This window comes from Citrobacter sp. XY323 (assembly GCF_025106035.1).
In the GTDB taxonomy this organism is placed as follows: domain Bacteria; phylum Pseudomonadota; class Gammaproteobacteria; order Enterobacterales; family Enterobacteriaceae; genus Citrobacter; species Citrobacter braakii.
This window is the reverse complement of record NZ_JANYUK010000004.1, coordinates 66,455-86,078: the sequence shown is the minus strand read 5'-3', so window position 1 is coordinate 86,078 and position 19,624 is coordinate 66,455. Positions and strand designations below refer to the sequence as shown.

Here is a 19,624-nt window from a genome sequence, read left to right as displayed (position 1 = left end):
CGTGATGTCTATCATTCTCGGCATTGACCCGGGGTCGCGCATCACCGGTTATGGCGTAATCCGTCAGGTCGGCAGACAGCTGACCTACCTCGGTAGCGGCTGCATTCGCACCAAAGTCGACGATCTTCCTTCACGTCTGAAGTTGATTTATGCAGGCGTGACGGAAATCATCACCCAGTTCCAGCCCGACTATTTTGCCATTGAGCAGGTCTTTATGGCGAAGAATGCCGACTCGGCGCTAAAGCTGGGGCAGGCGCGCGGCGTGGCGATCGTTGCGGCTACCAATCAGGATCTTCCGGTCTTTGAATATGCGGCCCGCCAGGTAAAACAGACCGTGGTAGGTATCGGCAGCGCGGAAAAAAGCCAGGTTCAGCATATGGTGCGCACGCTGCTAAAACTCCCGGCAAATCCGCAGGCGGATGCCGCGGATGCGCTGGCGATTGCTATTACCCATTGCCACGTCAGCCAGAACGCCATGCAAATGAGTGAGTCGCGGCTGAATCTGGCGCGAGGTCGGTTACGTTAGTGACAAATGAGGCTGGATATCTATCCAGCCTTTTTTTATGATAGCGCATTACCTTTTAGCCCTTAACGCAGGAGCGTCACGTGATAGGCAGACTCAGAGGCATCATTCTTGAAAAACAACCCCCGCTGGTCCTTCTGGAAACCGGCGGAGTAGGCTATGAAGTCCATATGCCGATGACCTGTTTCTACGAGTTGCCGGAAGCCGGGCAGGAAGCGATTATCTTCACCCATTTTGTGGTGCGTGAAGACGCTCAACTGCTATATGGTTTTAACAACAAACAAGAACGCACGCTGTTTAAAGAGTTAATCAAAACCAATGGCGTGGGGCCGAAGCTGGCGCTGGCGATCCTCTCCGGTATGTCTGCACAGCAGTTCGTTAATGCCGTTGAGCGCGAAGAACTTGGCGCGCTGGTGAAATTACCGGGTATAGGTAAGAAAACCGCAGAGCGCTTAATTGTGGAAATGAAAGACCGCTTTAAAGGCCTGCATGGCGATCTCTTCACGCCTGCGGCGGATCTGGTCCTGACCTCTCCGGCCAGTCCTGCAACAGATGACGCCGAGCAGGAAGCGGTTGCTGCGCTGGTGGCGTTAGGCTATAAACCACAGGAAGCCAGCCGCATGGTGAGCAAAATTGCTCGCCCTGATGCCAGCAGTGAAACCCTGATTCGTGAAGCGCTTCGCGCGGCATTGTGAGGTAAAGGATGATTGAAGCAGATCGCCTGATTTCGGCTGTCAGCACGACCCCTGAAGATCTGGTGGATCGCGCGATCCGCCCCAAATTGCTGGAAGAGTATATTGGCCAGCCTCAGGTGCGTTCGCAAATGGAGATTTTTATCCAGGCGGCGAAGCTGCGCGGTGAAGCCCTCGATCACCTGCTGATTTTCGGTCCTCCAGGTCTCGGTAAAACCACGCTTGCCAATATTGTTGCCAATGAAATGGGCGTTAATCTGCGCACCACTTCCGGTCCGGTACTGGAAAAAGCGGGCGATCTGGCGGCAATGCTCACCAACCTTGAACCGCACGATGTGCTGTTTATCGATGAAATCCATCGCCTGTCACCGGTGGTGGAAGAGGTGCTGTATCCGGCGATGGAAGATTATCAGCTGGATATTATGATTGGCGAAGGACCAGCCGCACGTTCGATTAAGATCGATCTGCCGCCGTTTACCCTGATCGGGGCGACGACGCGCGCCGGTTCGTTAACGTCTCCGCTGCGTGACCGCTTCGGTATTGTACAGCGCCTGGAATTCTATCAGGTGGCAGACCTGCAGCACATTGTTGGACGCAGCGCCCGCTTTATGGGACTGGAAATGAGCGATGAAGGCGCATTGGAAGTGGCACGCCGCGCCCGTGGTACGCCGCGTATCGCCAACCGTTTATTACGCCGGGTACGCGACTTCTCCGAAGTGAAGCATGACGGCACAATTTCAGCAGATATCGCCGCTCAGGCACTGGATATGCTCAATGTGGATGCGGAAGGATTCGATTATATGGACCGTAAGCTGCTGCTGGCGGTTATCGATAAGTTCTTCGGCGGACCGGTAGGACTGGATAACCTGGCGGCGGCGATTGGGGAAGAGCGTGAAACCATTGAGGACGTGCTGGAGCCGTATCTGATTCAGCAAGGTTTTCTGCAGCGAACTCCGCGCGGACGAATGGCAACGGTGCGGGCGTGGAACCACTTTGGTATTACACCGCCGGAAATGCCATAAGATTCAATAATCCCTGATGGCGCTACGCCTGGCAGGCCTACGATATGATGCAGGCCTGACAGGCGTAAAACAGATTACTTCAGTTCATCAACCATGGTGACGGCGCGACCAATGTAATTGGCCGGCGTCATTGCTTTCAGGCGAGTTTTCTCGTCTTCAGGCAGCGCAAGACCGTCGATAAACTGCTTCATACCTTCGGCGTCAACGCGTTTGCCGCGGGTCAGTTCCTTCAGCTTCTCGTATGGTTTTTCAATGCCATAGCGACGCATCACGGTCTGGATCGGCTCTGCCAGCACTTCCCAGTTATGATCCAGTTCATCCAGCAGATGATCGCGGTTCACTTCCAGTTTGCTCACACCTTTCAGCGTGGACTGATAAGCGATCAGCGCATAGCCAATCCCCACGCCCAGGTTACGCAGAACGGTAGAGTCCGTCAGATCGCGCTGCCAGCGGGAGACCGGCAGTTTGCTCGCCAGATGCTGCAGAACCGCGTTAGACAGGCCCAGGTTACCCTCGGAGTTTTCGAAATCGATTGGGTTCACCTTGTGCGGCATGGTGGAGGAGCCAATTTCACCCGCGATGGTTTTCTGTTTGAAATGGTTCAGCGCCACGTAACCCCAGACATCGCGGTCGAAGTCGATCAGGATAGTGTTGAAACGGGCGATGCAATCAAACAGCTCGGCAATGTAGTCGTGCGGCTCAATCTGCGTGGTGTACGGGTTCCACTGGATGCCCAGCGAGGTGACAAATTCTTCGCTGAACTGATGCCAGTCCACTTCCGGATAAGCGGCGATGTGGGCGTTATAGTTACCGACTGCACCGTTGATTTTGCCGAGGATTTCGACCTGATTGAGCTGGCGGTACTGACGCTCCATACGGTAAGCCACGTTTGCCATTTCTTTGCCCAGCGTAGACGGGGTGGCTGGCTGACCGTGGGTACGGGAGAGCAGAGGAATATCGCGATACTGGACGGAAAGATCTTTCACCGCGTCGATAAGCTTGCGCCAGTACGGCAGAACCACTTCGTCACGGGCGGTTTTCAGCATCAGCGCGTGAGACAGGTTGTTGATGTCTTCTGAGGTACACGCGAAGTGGATGAACTCGGAAACAGCGTGCAGTTCCGGGATATCCGCCACTTTCTCTTTCAGGAAATACTCAACTGCCTTCACGTCATGGTTGGTCGTACGCTCAATGGTTTTGATACGCGCAGCATCTTCTTCATTGAAGTTAGCGACAATCGCATCAAGGAAACCGATTGCGTCGGCAGCAAAAGCAGGAACTTCCTTGATCGCTGCGTGCGCGGCCAGTTTTTGCAGCCAGCGTACTTCAACTTGTACACGGAATTTCAGCAAACCGTATTCGCTGAAAATCCCGCGCAGCGCGCTGACTTTATCGCCGTAGCGTCCATCGACAGGGGAAACGGCGGTCAGTGAGGATAATTCCATAGATCACAACTCCGGGGTTAAATGAGCAAGAATTTGTTTAGCCTGAGTCGTCAGGCGATTACGAGAAAACATGAGTTGCAGACGGCCTCCACCAACCTGATGCCAGAGCACGGCAGCGCGAATGCCAGCCAGCAGGGAAGCGCGTACTTTAGCCTGAACCTGTGGGCTCTGAAGGATGGCCGGGGAGCCCGTAACCTGAATACGTGGGCCGAGTGGGCTGATGACGTCAACATAAATGCCTGCCATCGCACTCATCAACGTTTCTGACTGCAAATCAAAATGGTCCAGTTGGCGCTGCAAGCCGTTGATGCGGTCTCCCAGCGTGTCCATAGCGCCTTTAGCGGCTGACAGCTTACGCTCCAGCACCATCAGGCTTAACGTGTAGCGGGTGAGTTCCGCGTTCAGCCCCTGACGACTGCTGGCGTTGAGCACGCCGAGCATCGTTTCCAGACCTAAACGCAGGTTGGCCTCGCTACCGCCAAACACGCCCAGCGTAGAGCTGGGATTCATGTCGATGACACTGTTCAGTGAAACGTGCAATGCATCGGCATCACAATGCCCCTGGTGCGCCAGTTCCTGCACCAGGCGTGCCGACTGACAAATGCCTGCCAGAGCGAGGGTGATGTCATAATAATTCTTTGCCACGTTCACTGCTTCCTTGTATTAGATGTGTAAGTAATTATACCGGCAGAGGCAATCGTTGTTCGATAATGCCGCCGCCGAGGCACACTTCGCCATTGTAAAAGACAGCCGACTGACCCGGCGTTACCGCCGCGACTGGCTCGTCGAAAATGACTTCAATACGCTCAGCATCCAGCGCCTTAACGGTGCACGGAATGTCGGTCTGACGATAGCGGGTTTTCACTGTGCAGCGCATTGTGCCGGTGAACGGTTCGCGATCGACCCAGTGCAGCTGTTGCGCCACCAGGCCAACGGACATCAGACGCGGGTGTTCATGACCCTGAGCAACAACCAGAATGTTGTTCTCGACGTCTTTATCCACCACGTACCACGGATCTTCCGTGCCTTCTTTCGTCCCGCCAATGCCCAGACCTTTACGCTGACCCAGCGTGTGGTACATCAGCCCCTGATGTTGGCCAATCTCTTCGCCATCAACGGTGATGATTTTGCCAGGCTGAGCCGGCAGGTAACGACCGAGAAACTCGCGGAACTTACGTTCGCCGATGAAGCAGATACCGGTTGAGTCTTTTTTCTTGGCCGTAATCAGACCGAGATCTTCGGCAATTTTACGCACCTGCGGTTTTTCCAGTTCGCCGACCGGGAACAGGCTTTGCGCGATTTGTTCATGACCGAGCGTGTAGAGGAAATAGCTCTGGTCTTTATTGCCATCGAGTCCACGCAGCAGGCGGCTTTTGCCGTCGACGTCGGCGCGGCGCACGTAGTGACCGGTGGCGATATAATCGGCACCTAAATCTTCGGCGGCAAACTCGAGGAAGGCTTTAAACTTGATTTCTTTATTGCAGAGAATATCGGGGTTTGGCGTACGGCCCGCTTTGTACTCTTCAAGGAACAGTTCAAAGACGTTGTCCCAGTATTCTGCGGCAAAGTTGACGGTATGCAGTTCAATGCCGAGTTTGTCACAGACAGCCTGCGCATCCGCAAGATCGGCGGCCGCTGTGCAATATTCCTCGCCATCGTCCTCTTCCCAGTTCTTCATGAACAGGCCTTCTACCTGATAACCCTGTTGTTGCAACAGCCAGGCAGAAACGGAGGAATCGACACCGCCGGACATGCCGACGATCACTTTTTTTGGGCTTTCAGACATAGGAATACTCACGACATTGAACTTCAAGGCGGCATATTCTAGCACGCAGCCCCTTACTTGACACCCTCTGTAAACGGCCAGTTAAATTCGCCGATCATCGCCAGCGGGTAGCGCTGTCCGCTCTGATAGCAACGAATACTCTCCGCAACCAACGGCGAACGCAGATTTGGCGCTGAGAGAACCTCTTCTGCGCTGACCCAGCGACAGCAATCTATATCGCTGTCATGAGGTTCAGTAGCGCACATATTGGCAAGCTCGATAGAAAACAGAAAACGTAAAAAGGGCGTTTTGTCCGGCGCAATCCATTGATGCATCCGGATGAAGTGCTGCGGCTGCGCTTTGATGCCCGTCTCTTCCCACAGTTCGCGAGCGGCGGCTTGCACCAGGGTTTCATCCGCTTCCAGATGTCCTGCAGGTTGATTCCACAGGGCTTTGCCATTGATTGTTTCCTCAACGACTAAGAACTTATCTTCTGCATGCACAATGCAGGCGACCGTGACGTGCGGTTTGAACATACCTGTTCCTTATTCAGTTAGTTGCATCCCGCCATTGACCGTTGGCGAGATTTTCCAGCGTGTAATCTCCCATGGCATAGCGGATGAGGCGCAGCGTCGGGAATCCAACATGCGCTGTCATACGACGAACCTGGCGGTTACGGCCTTCATATAAAGTAACTTTCAGCCAACTGGTGGGGATATTTTTCCGTTCCCGAATAGGCGGATTTCTCGGCCACAGCCAGGTGGGTTCCTCTACTATTTGAATACCTGCGGGCAGCGTGGGACCATCATTGAGCGTCACCCCGGTACGCAGCGCATCCAGCGCTTCTGCTGTCGGCTCGCCTTCGACCTGGACGTAATAGATTTTCCCCGTACGCTTGCCGGGTTGCGTTAACCGCGCCTGCAGCGCGCCGTCATTGGTCAGCACCAAAAGTCCTTCGCTGTCCCTGTCGAGTCGGCCCGCAGCATAAATTCCCGGCACGGGAATAAAATCTTTTAACGTGCTTCTGCCCGCCTCGTCAGTAAATTGTGGCAAAACATCGTAGGGTTTATTGAACAAAACCACGCGTTTTGGCTGGTTTTCTTTACGCTGCCTGGTGACTTGTCGTGAGCTGAATCGCTCAACCCGGTGATTTCTAAAAGAAGTTTTTTGCATGGTATTTTCAGATTATATCAATTGCCGCATTATAGCCTAAGAACGAGTGTCTTTCATGGCGACGAACATTAGGGTAGTATTGACATGCTCATTACAAAACATTAACAAAAAATTGCTCTAACGCATTCGTGCAGCAGGACGCAAACGCACATGCAGCGCGATGACAGACGAGCAGAACCAGAAGCGCTCGAAGGAGAGGTGAATGGAAAGCAAAGTAGTTGTTCCGGCGGAAGGTAAGAAGATCACCCTGCAAAACGGCAAACTCAACGTTCCTGAAAATCCGATTATCCCGTTCATTGAAGGCGACGGTATCGGCGTTGATGTAACCCCACCGATGATCAAAGTTGTCGATGCTGCTGTCGAGAAAGCCTATAAAGGCGAGCGTAAAATCTCCTGGATGGAAATCTACACCGGCGAGAAATCCACTCAGGTTTATGGCCAGGACGTCTGGCTGCCTGCTGAAACCCTTGATCTGATTCGTGAATATCGTGTTGCCATCAAAGGCCCACTGACCACCCCAGTTGGCGGCGGTATTCGCTCTCTGAACGTTGCCCTGCGTCAGGAACTTGACCTGTATGTCTGCCTGCGCCCGGTGCGTTATTACCAGGGCACGCCTAGCCCGGTTAAGCACCCTGAACTGACCGACATGGTCATCTTCCGTGAAAACTCCGAAGATATCTACGCAGGTATCGAATGGAAAGCGGACTCTGCAGATGCCGAGAAAGTGATTAAATTCCTGCGCGAAGAGATGGGCGTGAAGAAAATCCGCTTCCCGGAGCATTGCGGTATTGGTATCAAACCGTGTTCTGAAGAAGGGACTAAACGTCTGGTTCGTGCGGCGATCGAATACGCCATCGCTAACGATCGTGATTCTGTTACCCTGGTACACAAAGGTAACATCATGAAATTCACCGAAGGCGCGTTCAAAGACTGGGGTTACCAGTTAGCGCGTGAAGAATTCGGTGGTGAACTGATCGACGGCGGTCCGTGGGTGAAAATCAAGAACCCGAAAACCGGTAAAGAGATCGTGGTTAAGGATGTTATCGCCGATGCGTTCCTGCAACAGATCCTGCTGCGTCCGGCTGAATATGATGTGATTGCCTGTATGAACCTGAACGGCGACTACATCTCCGATGCGCTGGCCGCACAGGTTGGTGGTATTGGTATCGCGCCGGGCGCGAACATCGGTGACGAATGTGCGCTGTTCGAAGCAACCCACGGTACTGCACCGAAGTATGCAGGTCAGGATAAAGTGAACCCAGGTTCCATTATTCTGTCCGCTGAAATGATGCTGCGCCACATGGGTTGGACCGAAGCGGCTGACTTAATTGTTAAAGGTATGGAAGGCGCAATCAACGCCAAGACCGTAACCTATGACTTCGAACGTCTGATGGATGGCGCTAAGCTGCTGAAATGTTCAGAGTTTGGTGACGCAATCATCGAAAACATGTAATCCAGATACTGGGTTGTGTGAAAACGGGAACCGAGAGGTTCCCGTTTTTTTTATGCCTGAACTCGTGGTTGCGTAATGCGTAAACCACTCACAATTGCTGCCAGCGAGGCCAGAATGCCTGCGGCTATCAGCGAGACGTGCGTTCCACTGTCGCCAAACTGGTTTAGCATCAGCGCGACCAGTGCGGCCCCGGTACTCTGACCCAGCAAGCGCGCCGTCCCCAGCATACCGCTCGCCCCACCGCTGCGTTCACGCGGTGCGGAGGTGATGATGGTGTGATTATTTGGGGACTGGAACAAGCCAAAGCCTGCGCCGCACAGAATCATCGGCCAGATGATATTAAAATCGGAGGGGGAAACGGGCAGCAGCACCAGCGAAAACAACCCGCTGGCCATCAACGCCATGCCCAGTGCGCCCAACAGCCCGGCGTGAACGCGTTCAATCAGATATCCCGCCAGCGGCGCCATCACCATGGTTGCCAGCGGCCATGGCGTCAACAGCAGGCCTGTTTCGACCTCGCTGCGTCCGAGCACCGTTTGCATAAAGAAGGGCAGGGAAACCAATGCCAGCATTTGTGCGCAGAATGAACATATCGAGGTACAAATCGAGAGTGAAAACAGTGGAATGCGTAACAGGTCAACCGGCAGTAACGGCACCTCCAGCGCGAGCTGGCGTCGGATAAAGAAAAAACCTACCACCATAAGCGCCACAAGCTCGGCACCAATCAGTTTTAGCGACTGTCCTTGTGCAAAGCCGCTGAGCGCCGTAATTAACAAGCCAAACGTTAAGGCATTCATTACCGCACTGGGCAGGTCAAAGCGTGGTTTAGTGCCGCGGGACGCATTGGGCGGCAAAAAGCGCATCGCCAGCAACAGGGCGACTATTCCCAGCGGGACGTTAATCAGAAACAGCCATTTCCAGGAGGCAATAGAAAGAATTGCTGCGGCAATGGTCGGACCCGCAGCCGAGGAGACTGCGACGATAAAGGAGTTAATCCCCATCCCCCGCCCAAGCTGACGCTGGGGATAAATAAGTCGGATCAATGCCGTATTCACGCTCATTAGCGCCGCACCGCCAAAACCCTGGGCGACGCGAGCCAGCGTCAGCATGTGCAACGAATCTGACAAGGCACAAAATAGCGATGCAAGCAGGAACACGACCAGGCCACACTTATAAATGCGGCGGTAACCGAACATATCGCCTAAAAAAGAGAGGGACAGGAGCGAAACGACGATCGCGATTTGATAGGCGTTCACAATCCAGATTGAGCTGGCAGGTGAGGCCTGAAGATCGGCGGCGATAGTTGGCAGGGCCACGTTCGCTATTGCACCGTCGAGTACTGCCATAGAAATGCCAATAACAATGGTTAAAATTGCGCCATATCGCTGGGGCAATGGCAGACCATCGGCCTGAATTTTTTCCATAGAAAGTCGATATTTGTGGAATTTATGATGAGAGTATTAATTTTAGCATTGATATTCAGGTGTTAGGTCGCAGATTTGTAACTAAGTGAGCAAAGAGCGATTGCGAGGGTTGGTACGTGAAATTATAATAAAAACCGGTTCTGATTTTTATAAAACACTCGAAAGGGGTGATAAATGGCAATCGCAGATCTGGATAAGCAACCCGATTCTGTATCTTCCGTGCTGAAAGTTTTTGGCATTCTGCAGGCGCTGGGTGAAGAGCGCGAAATTGGTATTACCGAGTTGTCGCAACGCGTCATGATGTCGAAAAGCACCGTTTATCGCTTTTTGCAGACCATGAAAACGCTGGGTTATGTGGCACAGGAAGGGGAGTCAGAGAAATACTCACTGACCCTGAAATTATTCGAGCTGGGCGCGCGCGCGTTGCAAAACGTCGATCTTATCCGTAGCGCTGACATTCAGATGCGCGAACTTTCGCGCCTGACCAAAGAGACAGTACACCTCGGTGCGCTGGATGAAGACAGCATCGTCTACATTCACAAAATCGACTCTATGTACAATCTGCGCATGTATTCCCGCGTTGGTCGTCGTAATCCGCTGTACAGTACGGCTATCGGTAAAGTTCTGCTGGCATGGCGTGACCGCGATGAAGTGAAGCAGATTCTGGATGGCATTGAGTACAAACGCAGCACCGATCGTACCATTACGAATACTGATGAATTACTGGTACTGCTGGATAAAGTACGTGAGCAGGGTTACGGCGAAGATAACGAAGAACAGGAAGAAGGCCTGCGCTGCATCGGCGTACCGGTGTTTGACCGTTTCGGCGTGGTTATTGCGGGGTTGAGTATTTCATTCCCAACGCTGCGTTTCTCAGAAGAGCGTTTACACGAGTATGTGGCAATGCTGCATACGGCAGCGCGCAAGATTTCAGAACAAATGGGCTATAACGACTATCCGTTCTAATCTGACGTAATCGCGAATGTTAAAAACCCCCAGGTATTTTGTACCTGGGGGTTTTTATGAACAGTCATAACGTTACCTGGCGTAAATAACGTATCGAATGTAATGTTGCATTATTAGCCGTTATCGATAATGACCGTGCTTTTCCTTAACAGGGGACAATCCGACAGGCCAATGATACCGCTACTGGTGTGGACGTACTGTGCCGTGCTGGTTCCACGGGCAGTCAGATATTGGCATTGCAGACCCAGACCGGCAGCATTCTCCTTACTTCCAATCAAAATTCCATAGCCGCTCAATAATAAACCGATCCAAACCAGAGCTAACAACACAATAGCGCGGATAATCAGACGCATTACAACCTCTTATCTTTTCTCATTGTTATTAGATTAGCCTGTACACGGTATGAAACAAGTCAATCATTCCTAAAAAGATTGAATGCCTATACAGTTAACGCTGGGTTTAGGTAACGCATGATAATTTATAGACATAAGATGTGGAGTTGAAGAGTGGAGCTGGAGTGAAAAAAATTCGCTGGGTAGTGCTGATTGTTGTTGTACTGGTATGCATACTGATGTGGGCGCAGGTGTTCAACATCATGTGCGATCAGGACGTACAATTTTTCAGCGGTATTTGTGCCTTCAATAAATTTATTCCCTGGTAAGCGCATTTTCGCAACAGTTGATTACCTTCTTGTGCGGCAGTGGTAAACTACACTGTCTACATTGAGGTGGTAAAATGAACGAAGTTTTGAATTCTGGCGCGTTGAGTTTTGCGTCTTTAGCGGTATCGGTGGTGGTTCTGATTGTTGGGCTTGTTCTTTGGTTTTTTATCAATCGGGCAAGTTCGCGTACTAACGAGCAGATTGAGCTGCTTGAGGCATTGTTAGATCAGCAAAAAAGACAGAACGCTTTGTTACGTCGCCTTTGCGAAGCTAACGAACCCGAGAAAGCAGCAGAGCCTACTGCACTGCCCATTAAGGATGAAGACGATGACATCATCCGCCTGGTAGCTGAGCGGTAAAAAAGGTATGGCAGGATGAGGAAAGGCTGTTGTTGTTCTCAGTTGCTTCATCCTGTCGTCAGCGTGTCAGATTATTTTCTTCTGTCCCCGTCGTGTAATTGGCGGCCGGGCAGTCATCTATTCTCAGTATTTTCAGATGCTCCGACTAATTAATATCTTATCCCCAGTCTGATATAAATATAATCTTCCATACGTAAAAAATATGATTATGTCATTTTTGTGATAACGATCGTTTTATTAACAGCGAAACGTTTCTCTTACTTTTTTTGTGCCTTGTCATCATTCTTTCATTATTTTGGTGCAAAACCAGAAGGCGGATCTCATTTTTACGCTTGTGACATTTTATGCATTACTAAGCATAAAAAATGATATCTGGCAGAACCCGTAACAGATAACCTGGAACAACTGAAGCTATTGAGCTATGGTAGAAATATCCCAGCTATGGCGCAAGTCAGGCGGGGATAGGGGAGAGAGGTGAGAATATAATTCTACTCGACCTGGCGCATAACTGTGCAGTTGCTGTTTGATGGACGATGGGATTTGTGCGACCGATCGAGACACGTTTAAAAATGGCTTGCCATTATTAACGTTGTATGTGATAACACGTTTTGGGTTAAACGAGGTACAGTTCTGTTTATGTGTGGCATTTTCAGTAAAGAAGTCCTGAGTAAACACGTTGACGTTGAATACCGCTTCTCTGCCGAACCTTATATTAGTGCCTCAAGCAGTAATGTCTCAGTTTTATCTATGTTATGCCCGCGGGCGAAGAAAATACTCTAAGGAATTTTGCAAATGGCAAAGATTAAAGGTCAAGTTAAGTGGTTCAACGAGTCTAAAGGTTTTGGTTTCATTACTCCGGCTGATGGCAGCAAAGACGTGTTCGTACACTTCTCCGCTATCCAGGGTAACGGCTTCAAAACTCTGGCTGAAGGCCAGAACGTTGAGTTCGAAATTCAGGACGGCCAGAAAGGTCCGGCTGCTGTTAACGTAACAGCTATCTGATCGACACCACTGATTTGAAGCGCTTTTGCGCATCCATCTCAGATATAAAGCCTCGCTTATGCGGGGCTTTTTAATTCAAATTACGTCAAAATATTACTGAATGCCCATCCATTAGCGCTTTGTTGCAAAGGCGTGATGTTCGTAGCATAGTTTTCCCCGCTTTCTTGCGGCATTTCCCGTTAAATCAGACACCTGAAAAACTATCTTGTTGGAGATCGGGTGAAAAAGAAAAACGACGGCGATGCGCGCAATTTTACTCCCGTACGTTTTGCCCTGCTTTGTGTGGCAATATTATTGAGCCTTGGATTGCTGCTGGGGCGGGTTGCGTGGTTGCAAATTGTCACGCCGACGAATCTGGTAAAACAGGAAGACATGCGTTCCTTACGCGAGGTGTCCATCGCTTCGCCACGCGGAATGATAACCGACAGAGAAGGGCGACCGCTGGCGGTAAGCGTTCCGGTTAACGCCGTCTGGGCCGATCCGAAGACGATTATCAGCAAGGGTGGCGTTGGCTATAACGAACGTTGGCAGGCGTTAGCGAAGACGCTGCATATTTCTCTCAGCACGCTGGCTGAACGCGTTAACAGCAATCCAGCCGGGCGGTTTATCTATCTGGCGCGCCAGATCTCTCCTCAGCAGGCAGAATGGGTCGACAAACTGGATCTGCCGGGAATCAACCTGCGTGAAGAGTCCCGCCGCTTTTATCCTGCCGGACATGTTGCGGCCAATCTGATTGGTTTCACCAACATTGACGGTCAGGGGATTGAAGGGCTGGAGAAAAGCTTCAATAGCCAGTTGATGGGCAAACCTGGCTCCCGCCTGGTACGGAAAGACAAATTTGGCCATGTCATCGAAAATATTACGGAAGTGATGCCGGTGCCTGCGCATGAATTACAGCTCAGCATTGATGAGCGCTTGCAGACGGTTACTGAAGACGCGCTGGACAATGCCGTGACATGGAATAAAGCGGAATCAGGGGCCGCAGTGCTGGTCAACATTGCCACCGGCGAAATACTCTCCATGGCAAGCTTTCCCGATTTCAATCCCAATAACCGTGATGGCGCGGTACTGGATGATTTTCGTAATCGTGCAATTAGCGATACCTTTGAACCCGGTTCAACCGTAAAACCCCTGGTGATTATGACCGCTCTGCAGCAGGGGATAGTACAGCCTGACAGCGTGATTGATACTCATCCTTTTATTGTTGATGGACATCGCATCCGCGACGTCGGATTTTACCCGGAGCTATCGCTGACCGGGATTTTGCAGAAATCGAGCGATACCGGCGTGTCACACCTTTCGCTGGCGATGCCGGTACAGAAATTACTGAATACCTATAAAAGCTTTGGCTTTGGCGATCCAACCGGACTGGGTTTAACCGGGGAAAGTCGCGGATTAATGCCTCAACGCCGCTACTGGAGCGATCTGGACCGGGCGACCTTCGCATTTGGCTATGGATTAATGGTGACGCCGCTCCAACTGGCGCATGTCTATGCCACCATCGGCAGTTTTGGTATCTATCGACCCCTTTCTATTACGCGTATCGATCCGCCGGTAATCGGTACGCGAGTGATGCCGGAGGCGTTGGTTCACCAGGTTGAACATATGATGGAAAGCGTCGCGCTACCCGGCGGCGGGGGAACCAAGGCCGCGGTCAGAGATTATCGCGTCGCGGTTAAGACCGGAACGGCAAAGAAAATTGGCGATGACGGCAAATATGTCGATAAATATGTGGCCTATACGGCGGGCGTTGCGCCAGCAAGCGCCCCAAAGTTCGCGCTGGTTGTGGTTATAAATAACCCGCAAAACGGTGCTTATTATGGGGGGGCAGTCTCCGCGCCGGTATTCAGCCAGATAATGGGCGATGTCCTGCGTCTTGAAAACGTAAAGCCGGACGGTATGCCTCCCGGCTCCGATCATCTGCTGGTATTGCACGGCAGCAACGTATCCTCGCCGTCGCTGTAAGTTATTTTCCCAGGGCGCAATTCGCGTTACACTTGCGCCCTTAAGTCACCTGCCGGAGTTGTCATGTCGTTTTCCTGTCCTCTTTGCCACCAGCCTCTTACTCAAGCGAATAACAGTTTTGTCTGCCCTGGGCGGCACCAGTTTGACGTGGCGAAAGAAGGGTATGTCAACTTACTGCCGGTTCAGCACAAACGCTCGCGCGATCCGGGTGATAGCGCGGAGATGATGCAGGCGCGCCGGGCATTTCTCGATGCCGGACACTATCAGCCGCTGCGCGATGCAATTGTGGATGCGCTCACCCAGAGGTTGAGTTCAGAAGATGCGGCGATCCTGGATATTGGCTGTGGGGAAGGGTATTACACCCATGCGTTTGCCGATGCGCTGACGGGCTGTACAACCTTTGGTCTTGACGTTTCTAAAGTGGCGATTAAGGCCGCAGCCCGACGTTATCCGCAGGTGATCTTTTGCGTTGCCTCCAGCCATCGTCTGCCGTTTGCCGACGAGTCAATGGATGCCATCATCCGGATCTATGCGCCCTGTAAAGCGCCGGAGCTGGCTCGCGTGGTCAAACTGGGTGGCTGGGTTATTACCGCCACGCCGGGTCCGCGTCATTTAATGGAGCTGAAAGGGCTGATTTATGATGAGGTGCGTTTGCATGCGCCACACACTGAGCAACTGGACGGTTTTGTTCTGCAAGAGAGTCTTGCGCTGGGGTATCAGATGCAGCTCAAAGGTAGCGAGGCCGTTGCGTTACTGCAAATGACGCCGTTCGCCTGGCGGGCAAAGCCGGAAGTGTGGGAAACGTTAGCCGGAAAAACGACGTTTGACTGCCAGACAGACTTTAGTATTCATATCTGGCAGCGCCTGAATTAACCGTGGAAGTGTGCCCAGAGGATCTGGGCGCCAATACCTATCAGTACCACCCCGCCCAAAATTTCAGCTCGCTTGCCCAGCATCGGGCCAATGAAACGACCGATCATCATGCCGAGCGTAGACATAATCAACGTGGCGCAGCCGATGGCCAGCGCTGTGGCAATAATGTTGACCTGCAGGAAAGCCAGACCCACCCCGACGGCCATTGCGTCGAGACTGGTTGCAATGGCGGTGGTGACCAGCAGCCAGAAGCCATGGCGGCGCTGTGGCTCTTCATCTTCATCCCCGTCGTCGCGAAAGCCTTCTATTATCATTCGTCCGCCTAAAAAGATCAGCAGAATGAAGGCGATCCAATGGTTCCACTCCAGTACAAATTTGCTGGCAAGCATACCCATGCCCCAGCCAATGAGCGGCGTAAGCGTTTCAACGGCGCCGAAAATAAGGCCGGTGCGCAGTGCTTCAGAAAATTTGGGTTTATGCAGGGTGGCGCCTTTGCCAATTGATGCAGCGAAAGCATCCATCGACATGCCGAAAGCAAGAAGAACAGTAGCGGTGAGATTCATAACAGCGTCCTGACCGGGGTATCCATAACACACATCACTGCCCCCAGTAACCATGCATACAGGCTGGAATCACTGTAAATACAGCGCCATTCAGGTATGCATTGCAGTTGATGTGCCTATGGTCTCGCCTGACTGAACCTGTAAGATCAGTCCGTACGCGCCACGTTTTTCAACGAGTATGTTGACACGTACATTTCCGGAGTCTGGAAATCGGCTACTCCCCAACGACGGGTGCAACCTTAACATATTTTGAGAATATAAAACAAGAAACGCAGAAATAATATTTGGCCTCTAATTGAAAACGATTTTCATTTAGATTTATTTATAAATAAAACGTTAAAATAAATAACATTATGAGCAGTGGGATATAGCCTTAGCTATGTTTATTTTTGAATGGATATATAAAAAACATAGTTCAGGCTATATTTGTAACTTACTGATTTGAAATTAAAAGTTTATATATGTTTTCGAGATCGTCTATATTCCGTACGCGAATCAGTAATCTTCGATGTTCTAATTGCATCACCAGGACACCGTCTTCAGATAAATTCATCTCTTTAATCCGGTTATATTCAATCCAGACATTGGCGAAAAAAAAGCCTTTCTGTTTGAAGATGATTTTTGGCGTACGGATCCAGAACAGATACAGTCCCATCAATACCAGTGCACATAATAACCATGTGGTAAATTGCGCGCCGTGGCTGGTGATGTTGTTGTAGATAAGAATAGCAATCAAGCCAAGGAAAATAACGCTGTCGACTCTGCTACGAGGAAGCAGGGCGACAGACAGCAGAGTAGGGCCATTACGGCGGGGCATGATGAACTGATCGTAAATGGCATACGCCAGCAGCGAAAAGATAAAAAGAACCAGCACCAGGTCCGTGATAGTCATGAATCCTCAACCCTCTAAATAGAAAAACCGGGGGCAAGCCCCCGGCGGTGTACAACAGTCTTACAGGCCGAGCAGTCCGACAGCGTAGCCCGCGATACCGATGACGAAGAAGCCAACGATGATCCACAGCGGGTTCACTTTTTTACGCAGCAGCCACATACAGGCGAAAGTCAACAGCAGAGGAACCAGACCCGGCATCAGCTGGTCAAGGATAGTCTGCACAGTGGTGACACGAGTCTGACCATCCTGACCGGTGATGGTGGAAACCACCAACGGGATGTTTACGTGCGTCCACTTATTAACCAATGCCCCCATGACAAACAGGCCGAGGATTGACGCCCCCTCAGTCAGTTTCTGCAGGAAGCCGCCGCCCATATCTTTAACGATATCGATACCTTTACGGTAGCCGTATGCCACACCGTAGTAACGGGTTGCCAGGCGAACCAGGTTAAACAGGATGAAGAACAGCAGTGGTCCAAGCAGACTGCCGCTCATCGCGATACCTGCGCCAAGTGCGGCGAATACCGGACGTACGGTACCCCAGAAGATCGGGTCGCCCACGCCTGCAAGCGGTCCCATCAGACCAACTTTGATACCGTTGATGGCACCATCGTCAATCTCTGCGCCGTTTGCACGCTGCTCTTCCATCGCCAGCGTAACGCCCAATACGGGGGCCGCTACGTACGGATGGGTATTAAAGAATTCCAGGTGACGCTTAATAGCCTGCTTACGAGCGTCGTTGTTTTCCGGGTACAAGCGGCGGATAGCCGGCACCATGGAGAAACAGAAACCCAGCGCCTGCATACGTTCGAAGTTCCAGGAACCCTGAAACAGGTTAGAACGAAGGAACACGCCACGAATGTCACTCGGAGTGAGTTTTTTCTCGGTGGTAGTTTTAGTCATATCAACCATTTCGCTCACCTGCTAGTCCAGTTCGTTATCGAGATCGTTATTGCCAGCCGCAGCAGCAGGTGCACCGGCTACGCGGTTATATTTCGGGCTCAGCTGAATGTAGAGGATAGCCATTACTGCGCCAATCACACCCAGAGCAACCAGGTTGAAGTTAGTAAATGCCGCGGTGACGAAGCCGAGGTAGAAGAATGGCATCAGGTAGCCTGCGCGCATCATGTTGATGACCATCGCATAACCAACCACTACGATCATACCCCCTGCGATGTTCAGACCGCCGGTCACAACTTCCGGAATGGCATTAAGCATGCTCTGAACTTCACTGGTACCAACAGAAATCGCCACGATTACCGCCGGGATAGCGATACGCATAGCCTGCAGGAACAGGGAGGATACGTGCAGCCAGGAGATCGCCGTCAGGTTACCGTTTTCTGCCGCCTTATCCGCTGCGTGCTGGAATGCTACGGTGATAGTACGGACGATGATGGTCAGTACCTGGCCTGCTGCTGCCAGTGGGATAGCCAGCGCGATACCTGCACCAATGCTTTGGTGACCCGCGATAACCAGAACGGTAGAGATAATTGAGGCCAGTGCGGCATCAGGTGCAACCGCAGCACCGATGTTCATCCAGCCCAGGGCGATCATTTCCAGGGTACCACCGATGATGATACCGGTTTTCATATCACCGAGAACGGCACCAATCAGCGTACAGGCCACCAACGGACGGTGGAACTGAAATTCATCGAGTACCGACTCCATACCCGCGATACATGCGACGATGAACACCAGCACAATCTGAAGAGTGGTAATCTCCATTGTACTTCTCCTATTGCTATACAGACTTAAGTGTGAAAACTAAGTAAATGCCAGGGCGTTATTTCACCTTGGCAATCAAATCCATCATTTTCAGTTTCTGATCGGTAGAAACCTTACGAGCCTCGAGCTCAATACCGCGTTCGTTGAGTTTCTTGAAGGCTTCGATGTCTTTTTCATCGACAGAAATTGCGTTGTTTACCTGCGTTTTACCCTGACGGAAAGCCATACCGCCAATGTTTACAGAGGTAATTTTCACACCACCTTCAACGATACGTTCTACGTCGGTCGGGTTGGTAAACAACAGCATCACACGCTCACCTGCATATTTCGGGTTGTTGTAGACGCGGATCATTTTCGCGACATCAACCACATGCGCCGTCACACCCGGAGGTGCAACCTGGGTCAGCAGCGTTTTACGCACGGTATCGGCGGCAACTTCATCACTGACGACGATAATGCGTGTTACGTTGGTTTCTTTGGTCCAGCGAGTTGCTACCTGACCATGGATTAAGCGGTCATCAATACGCGCCAGGCCGATCTGCATATAATCGTTCGGACCCATCGGTTTGGCGGGAACTGCTGCTTTTGGCGCCGCGACTGGGGCTGGAGCGGCTTTCTCCACCGGTTTTGCTTTCAGCGCTTTCACGCCTTCGCTACCGGTTTCAACGGCCAGTGCTACTAATTCATCGAAGCTGGGGTTGTCATCACGCGCCATGAAGGTTTCAACCAGCATGGGAATGTTCACACCGGCGATGACTTCGTAATGCTCTTTATCGACGACAATGCGGCTCGCAGCGTTAAACGGGCTGCCTCCCCATGTGTCAACGAGAAACAGCACGCCTTTACTGGTATCGAGTTTTGCCAACTGAGCGTTGTACTTTTCAATCAGCGTTTCGGCATTTTCGCCTGGAACGAAATCGATCCAGCCGACGTTTTCCTGCTCGCCTAACAGCATTTCTGCTGTCTTAAGTAACTGCTCTGCAGCCCAACCATGTGTGCCTATTACAATAGCAATGGTCACTTGCTACCTCCTTTATTATCGTTAACACATCAACGTGAAGATGTATTTGAATCGTCGTCCGCAATCGAATCGATTCAGATAAGGGTTACAAAGAAAAACC

At 51.5% G+C, this 19,624-nt stretch carries 23 protein-coding genes and 1 riboswitch; of the genes, 11 read left to right on the top strand and 12 right to left on the bottom strand.

The window, feature by feature from the left end; genetic code table 11:
* Positions 1 to 4: 4 nt before the first annotated feature.
* The 3 genes from ruvC to ruvB all read left to right on the top strand — a co-directional run bounded on the left by ruvC (position 5) and on the right by ruvB (position 2,237).
* Positions 5 to 526, top strand: coding sequence for a crossover junction endodeoxyribonuclease RuvC (gene ruvC / locus N0B36_RS06815; RefSeq protein ID WP_003034867.1), 522 nt, complete (start codon positions 5 to 7; stop codon positions 524 to 526).
* An 80-nt stretch (positions 527 to 606) separates the two neighbouring features.
* A complete protein-coding gene (gene ruvA / locus N0B36_RS06810; RefSeq protein WP_016153412.1) occupies positions 607 to 1,218 on the top strand; it encodes a Holliday junction branch migration protein RuvA in 612 nt (203 codons plus the stop codon).
* 8 nt (positions 1,219 to 1,226) lie between these two features.
* Positions 1,227 to 2,237 carry a Holliday junction branch migration DNA helicase RuvB gene (ruvB, locus tag N0B36_RS06805; protein WP_016153411.1) on the top strand — a complete coding sequence of 337 codons (1,011 nt, stop codon included), beginning with the start codon at positions 1,227 to 1,229 and terminating at the stop codon, positions 2,235 to 2,237.
* A 74-nt stretch (positions 2,238 to 2,311) separates the two neighbouring features.
* Here ruvB and purB read toward each other — a convergent pair whose 3' ends face one another.
* Genes purB through rluE form a run of 5 tightly spaced genes read right to left on the bottom strand, consistent with a single transcriptional unit; the run spans position 2,312 to position 6,620 of the window.
* Positions 2,312 to 3,682, bottom strand: a complete 1,371-nt coding sequence (purB, locus tag N0B36_RS06800; RefSeq protein WP_016153410.1) for an adenylosuccinate lyase — start codon at positions 3,680 to 3,682, stop codon at positions 2,312 to 2,314.
* Between the two features lie 3 nt (positions 3,683 to 3,685).
* Positions 3,686 to 4,327 carry a high frequency lysogenization protein HflD gene (hflD, locus tag N0B36_RS06795; RefSeq protein WP_016153409.1) on the bottom strand — a complete coding sequence of 214 codons (642 nt, stop codon included), beginning with the start codon at positions 4,325 to 4,327 and terminating at the stop codon, positions 3,686 to 3,688.
* Positions 4,328 to 4,361: 34 nt separating this feature from the next.
* Positions 4,362 to 5,468 carry a tRNA 2-thiouridine(34) synthase MnmA gene (mnmA, locus tag N0B36_RS06790; protein ID WP_003832402.1) on the bottom strand — a complete coding sequence of 369 codons (1,107 nt, stop codon included), beginning with the start codon at positions 5,466 to 5,468 and terminating at the stop codon, positions 4,362 to 4,364.
* A gap of 53 nt (positions 5,469 to 5,521) precedes the next feature.
* Positions 5,522 to 5,983: an NUDIX hydrolase gene (locus N0B36_RS06785; RefSeq protein WP_016153407.1), complete on the bottom strand. Its 462-nt coding sequence runs from the start codon at positions 5,981 to 5,983 to the stop codon at positions 5,522 to 5,524.
* A gap of 13 nt (positions 5,984 to 5,996) precedes the next feature.
* Complete coding sequence (rluE, locus tag N0B36_RS06780; RefSeq protein ID WP_259686221.1) at positions 5,997 to 6,620, bottom strand: 23S rRNA pseudouridine(2457) synthase RluE; 624 nt, start codon at positions 6,618 to 6,620, stop codon at positions 5,997 to 5,999.
* 202 nt (positions 6,621 to 6,822) lie between these two features.
* On the opposite strand from rluE, the gene icd reads away from it, so the two are divergent.
* Positions 6,823 to 8,073: an NADP-dependent isocitrate dehydrogenase gene (gene icd, locus N0B36_RS06775; RefSeq protein WP_003841892.1), complete on the top strand. Its 1,251-nt coding sequence runs from the start codon at positions 6,823 to 6,825 to the stop codon at positions 8,071 to 8,073.
* Positions 8,074 to 8,123: 50 nt separating this feature from the next.
* On the opposite strand, the gene N0B36_RS06770 is transcribed toward icd, so the two are convergent.
* Positions 8,124 to 9,497 carry an MFS transporter gene (locus tag N0B36_RS06770; protein WP_047500603.1) on the bottom strand — a complete coding sequence of 458 codons (1,374 nt, stop codon included), beginning with the start codon at positions 9,495 to 9,497 and terminating at the stop codon, positions 8,124 to 8,126.
* Between the two features lie 174 nt (positions 9,498 to 9,671).
* Here N0B36_RS06770 and kdgR point away from each other — a divergent pair, with 174 nt between their 5' ends.
* Positions 9,672 to 10,463, top strand: a complete 792-nt coding sequence (gene kdgR, locus N0B36_RS06765; RefSeq protein WP_003833778.1) for a DNA-binding transcriptional regulator KdgR — start codon at positions 9,672 to 9,674, stop codon at positions 10,461 to 10,463.
* A gap of 113 nt (positions 10,464 to 10,576) precedes the next feature.
* On the opposite strand, the gene N0B36_RS06760 is transcribed toward kdgR, so the two are convergent.
* The gene (locus tag N0B36_RS06760; RefSeq protein ID WP_016153403.1) at positions 10,577 to 10,816 is read right to left on the bottom strand and encodes a YobH family protein; all 240 of its coding nucleotides are present in this window, start codon (positions 10,814 to 10,816) and stop codon (positions 10,577 to 10,579) included.
* Between the two features lie 164 nt (positions 10,817 to 10,980).
* Here N0B36_RS06760 and mgrB point away from each other — a divergent pair, with 164 nt between their 5' ends.
* From mgrB to rlmA, 6 genes are all read left to right on the top strand, one after another.
* Positions 10,981 to 11,124, top strand: coding sequence for a PhoP/PhoQ regulator MgrB (gene mgrB, locus N0B36_RS06755; RefSeq protein ID WP_016153402.1), 144 nt, complete (start codon positions 10,981 to 10,983; stop codon positions 11,122 to 11,124).
* 74 nt (positions 11,125 to 11,198) lie between these two features.
* Positions 11,199 to 11,483, top strand: a complete 285-nt coding sequence (locus N0B36_RS06750; protein WP_016156797.1) for a YebO family protein — start codon at positions 11,199 to 11,201, stop codon at positions 11,481 to 11,483.
* Between the two features lie 636 nt (positions 11,484 to 12,119).
* Complete coding sequence (locus N0B36_RS06745; protein ID WP_006684179.1) at positions 12,120 to 12,263, top strand: DUF2627 domain-containing protein; 144 nt, start codon at positions 12,120 to 12,122, stop codon at positions 12,261 to 12,263.
* 12 nt (positions 12,264 to 12,275) lie between these two features.
* Complete coding sequence (cspE, locus tag N0B36_RS06740) at positions 12,276 to 12,485, top strand: transcription antiterminator/RNA stability regulator CspE (RefSeq protein WP_001062678.1); 210 nt, start codon at positions 12,276 to 12,278, stop codon at positions 12,483 to 12,485.
* Positions 12,486 to 12,704: 219 nt separating this feature from the next.
* Entirely contained in the window at positions 12,705 to 14,450 is a 1,746-nt protein-coding gene (ftsI, locus tag N0B36_RS06735) for a peptidoglycan glycosyltransferase FtsI (RefSeq protein ID WP_259686219.1), read from the top strand.
* Between the two features lie 63 nt (positions 14,451 to 14,513).
* Positions 14,514 to 15,323: a 23S rRNA (guanine(745)-N(1))-methyltransferase gene (gene rlmA / locus N0B36_RS06730; RefSeq protein ID WP_259686218.1), complete on the top strand. Its 810-nt coding sequence runs from the start codon at positions 14,514 to 14,516 to the stop codon at positions 15,321 to 15,323.
* Here the strand turns inward: rlmA and mntP are convergent.
* The 5 genes from mntP to manX all read right to left on the bottom strand — a co-directional run bounded on the left by mntP (position 15,320) and on the right by manX (position 19,524).
* Entirely contained in the window at positions 15,320 to 15,886 is a 567-nt protein-coding gene (gene mntP / locus N0B36_RS06725) for a manganese efflux pump MntP (RefSeq protein ID WP_016153398.1), read from the bottom strand. The genes rlmA and mntP overlap by 4 nt on opposite strands.
* Before the next feature lie 130 nt (positions 15,887 to 16,016).
* A riboswitch (yybP-ykoY riboswitch) is annotated at positions 16,017 to 16,121 on the bottom strand.
* Between the two features lie 198 nt (positions 16,122 to 16,319).
* On the bottom strand, positions 16,320 to 16,778 hold the full coding sequence (locus N0B36_RS06720) for a DUF986 family protein (protein WP_016153397.1): 459 nt from the start codon (positions 16,776 to 16,778) through the stop codon (positions 16,320 to 16,322).
* A gap of 60 nt (positions 16,779 to 16,838) precedes the next feature.
* Complete coding sequence (locus tag N0B36_RS06715) at positions 16,839 to 17,690, bottom strand: PTS mannose transporter subunit IID (protein WP_016153396.1); 852 nt, start codon at positions 17,688 to 17,690, stop codon at positions 16,839 to 16,841.
* Positions 17,691 to 17,702: 12 nt separating this feature from the next.
* A complete protein-coding gene (gene manY / locus N0B36_RS06710; protein WP_016153395.1) occupies positions 17,703 to 18,503 on the bottom strand; it encodes a PTS mannose transporter subunit IIC in 801 nt (266 codons plus the stop codon).
* Between the two features lie 58 nt (positions 18,504 to 18,561).
* Positions 18,562 to 19,524, bottom strand: a complete 963-nt coding sequence (gene manX, locus N0B36_RS06705) for a PTS mannose transporter subunit IIAB (RefSeq protein WP_047416602.1) — start codon at positions 19,522 to 19,524, stop codon at positions 18,562 to 18,564.
* Positions 19,525 to 19,624: the final 100 nt, after the last annotated feature.

What these genes read in the sequence shown, in the direction of transcription:
- ruvC (WP_003034867.1), top strand. Translation starts at nt 5, where the DNA reads ATGTCTATCATTCTCGGCATTGACCCGGGGTCGCGCATCACCGGTTAT.
- ruvB (WP_016153411.1), top strand. Translation starts at nt 1,227, where the DNA reads ATGATTGAAGCAGATCGCCTGATTTCGGCTGTCAGCACGACCCCTGAA.
- purB (WP_016153410.1), bottom strand. Translation starts at nt 3,682, where the DNA reads ATGGAATTATCCTCACTGACCGCCGTTTCCCCTGTCGATGGACGCTAC.
- mnmA (WP_003832402.1), bottom strand. Translation starts at nt 5,468, where the DNA reads ATGTCTGAAAGCCCAAAAAAAGTGATCGTCGGCATGTCCGGCGGTGTC.
- N0B36_RS06785 (WP_016153407.1), bottom strand. Translation starts at nt 5,983, where the DNA reads ATGTTCAAACCGCACGTCACGGTCGCCTGCATTGTGCATGCAGAAGAT.
- rluE (WP_259686221.1), bottom strand. Translation starts at nt 6,620, where the DNA reads ATGCAAAAAACTTCTTTTAGAAATCACCGGGTTGAGCGATTCAGCTCA.
- icd (WP_003841892.1), top strand. Translation starts at nt 6,823, where the DNA reads ATGGAAAGCAAAGTAGTTGTTCCGGCGGAAGGTAAGAAGATCACCCTG.
- N0B36_RS06770 (WP_047500603.1), bottom strand. Translation starts at nt 9,497, where the DNA reads ATGGAAAAAATTCAGGCCGATGGTCTGCCATTGCCCCAGCGATATGGC.
- kdgR (WP_003833778.1), top strand. Translation starts at nt 9,672, where the DNA reads ATGGCAATCGCAGATCTGGATAAGCAACCCGATTCTGTATCTTCCGTG.
- N0B36_RS06760 (WP_016153403.1), bottom strand. Translation starts at nt 10,816, where the DNA reads ATGCGTCTGATTATCCGCGCTATTGTGTTGTTAGCTCTGGTTTGGATC.
- N0B36_RS06750 (WP_016156797.1), top strand. Translation starts at nt 11,199, where the DNA reads ATGAACGAAGTTTTGAATTCTGGCGCGTTGAGTTTTGCGTCTTTAGCG.
- N0B36_RS06745 (WP_006684179.1), top strand. Translation starts at nt 12,120, where the DNA reads ATGTGTGGCATTTTCAGTAAAGAAGTCCTGAGTAAACACGTTGACGTT.
- cspE (WP_001062678.1), top strand. Translation starts at nt 12,276, where the DNA reads ATGGCAAAGATTAAAGGTCAAGTTAAGTGGTTCAACGAGTCTAAAGGT.
- rlmA (WP_259686218.1), top strand. Translation starts at nt 14,514, where the DNA reads ATGTCGTTTTCCTGTCCTCTTTGCCACCAGCCTCTTACTCAAGCGAAT.
- mntP (WP_016153398.1), bottom strand. Translation starts at nt 15,886, where the DNA reads ATGAATCTCACCGCTACTGTTCTTCTTGCTTTCGGCATGTCGATGGAT.
- N0B36_RS06720 (WP_016153397.1), bottom strand. Translation starts at nt 16,778, where the DNA reads ATGACTATCACGGACCTGGTGCTGGTTCTTTTTATCTTTTCGCTGCTG.
- N0B36_RS06715 (WP_016153396.1), bottom strand. Translation starts at nt 17,690, where the DNA reads ATGGTTGATATGACTAAAACTACCACCGAGAAAAAACTCACTCCGAGT.
- manY (WP_016153395.1), bottom strand. Translation starts at nt 18,503, where the DNA reads ATGGAGATTACCACTCTTCAGATTGTGCTGGTGTTCATCGTCGCATGT.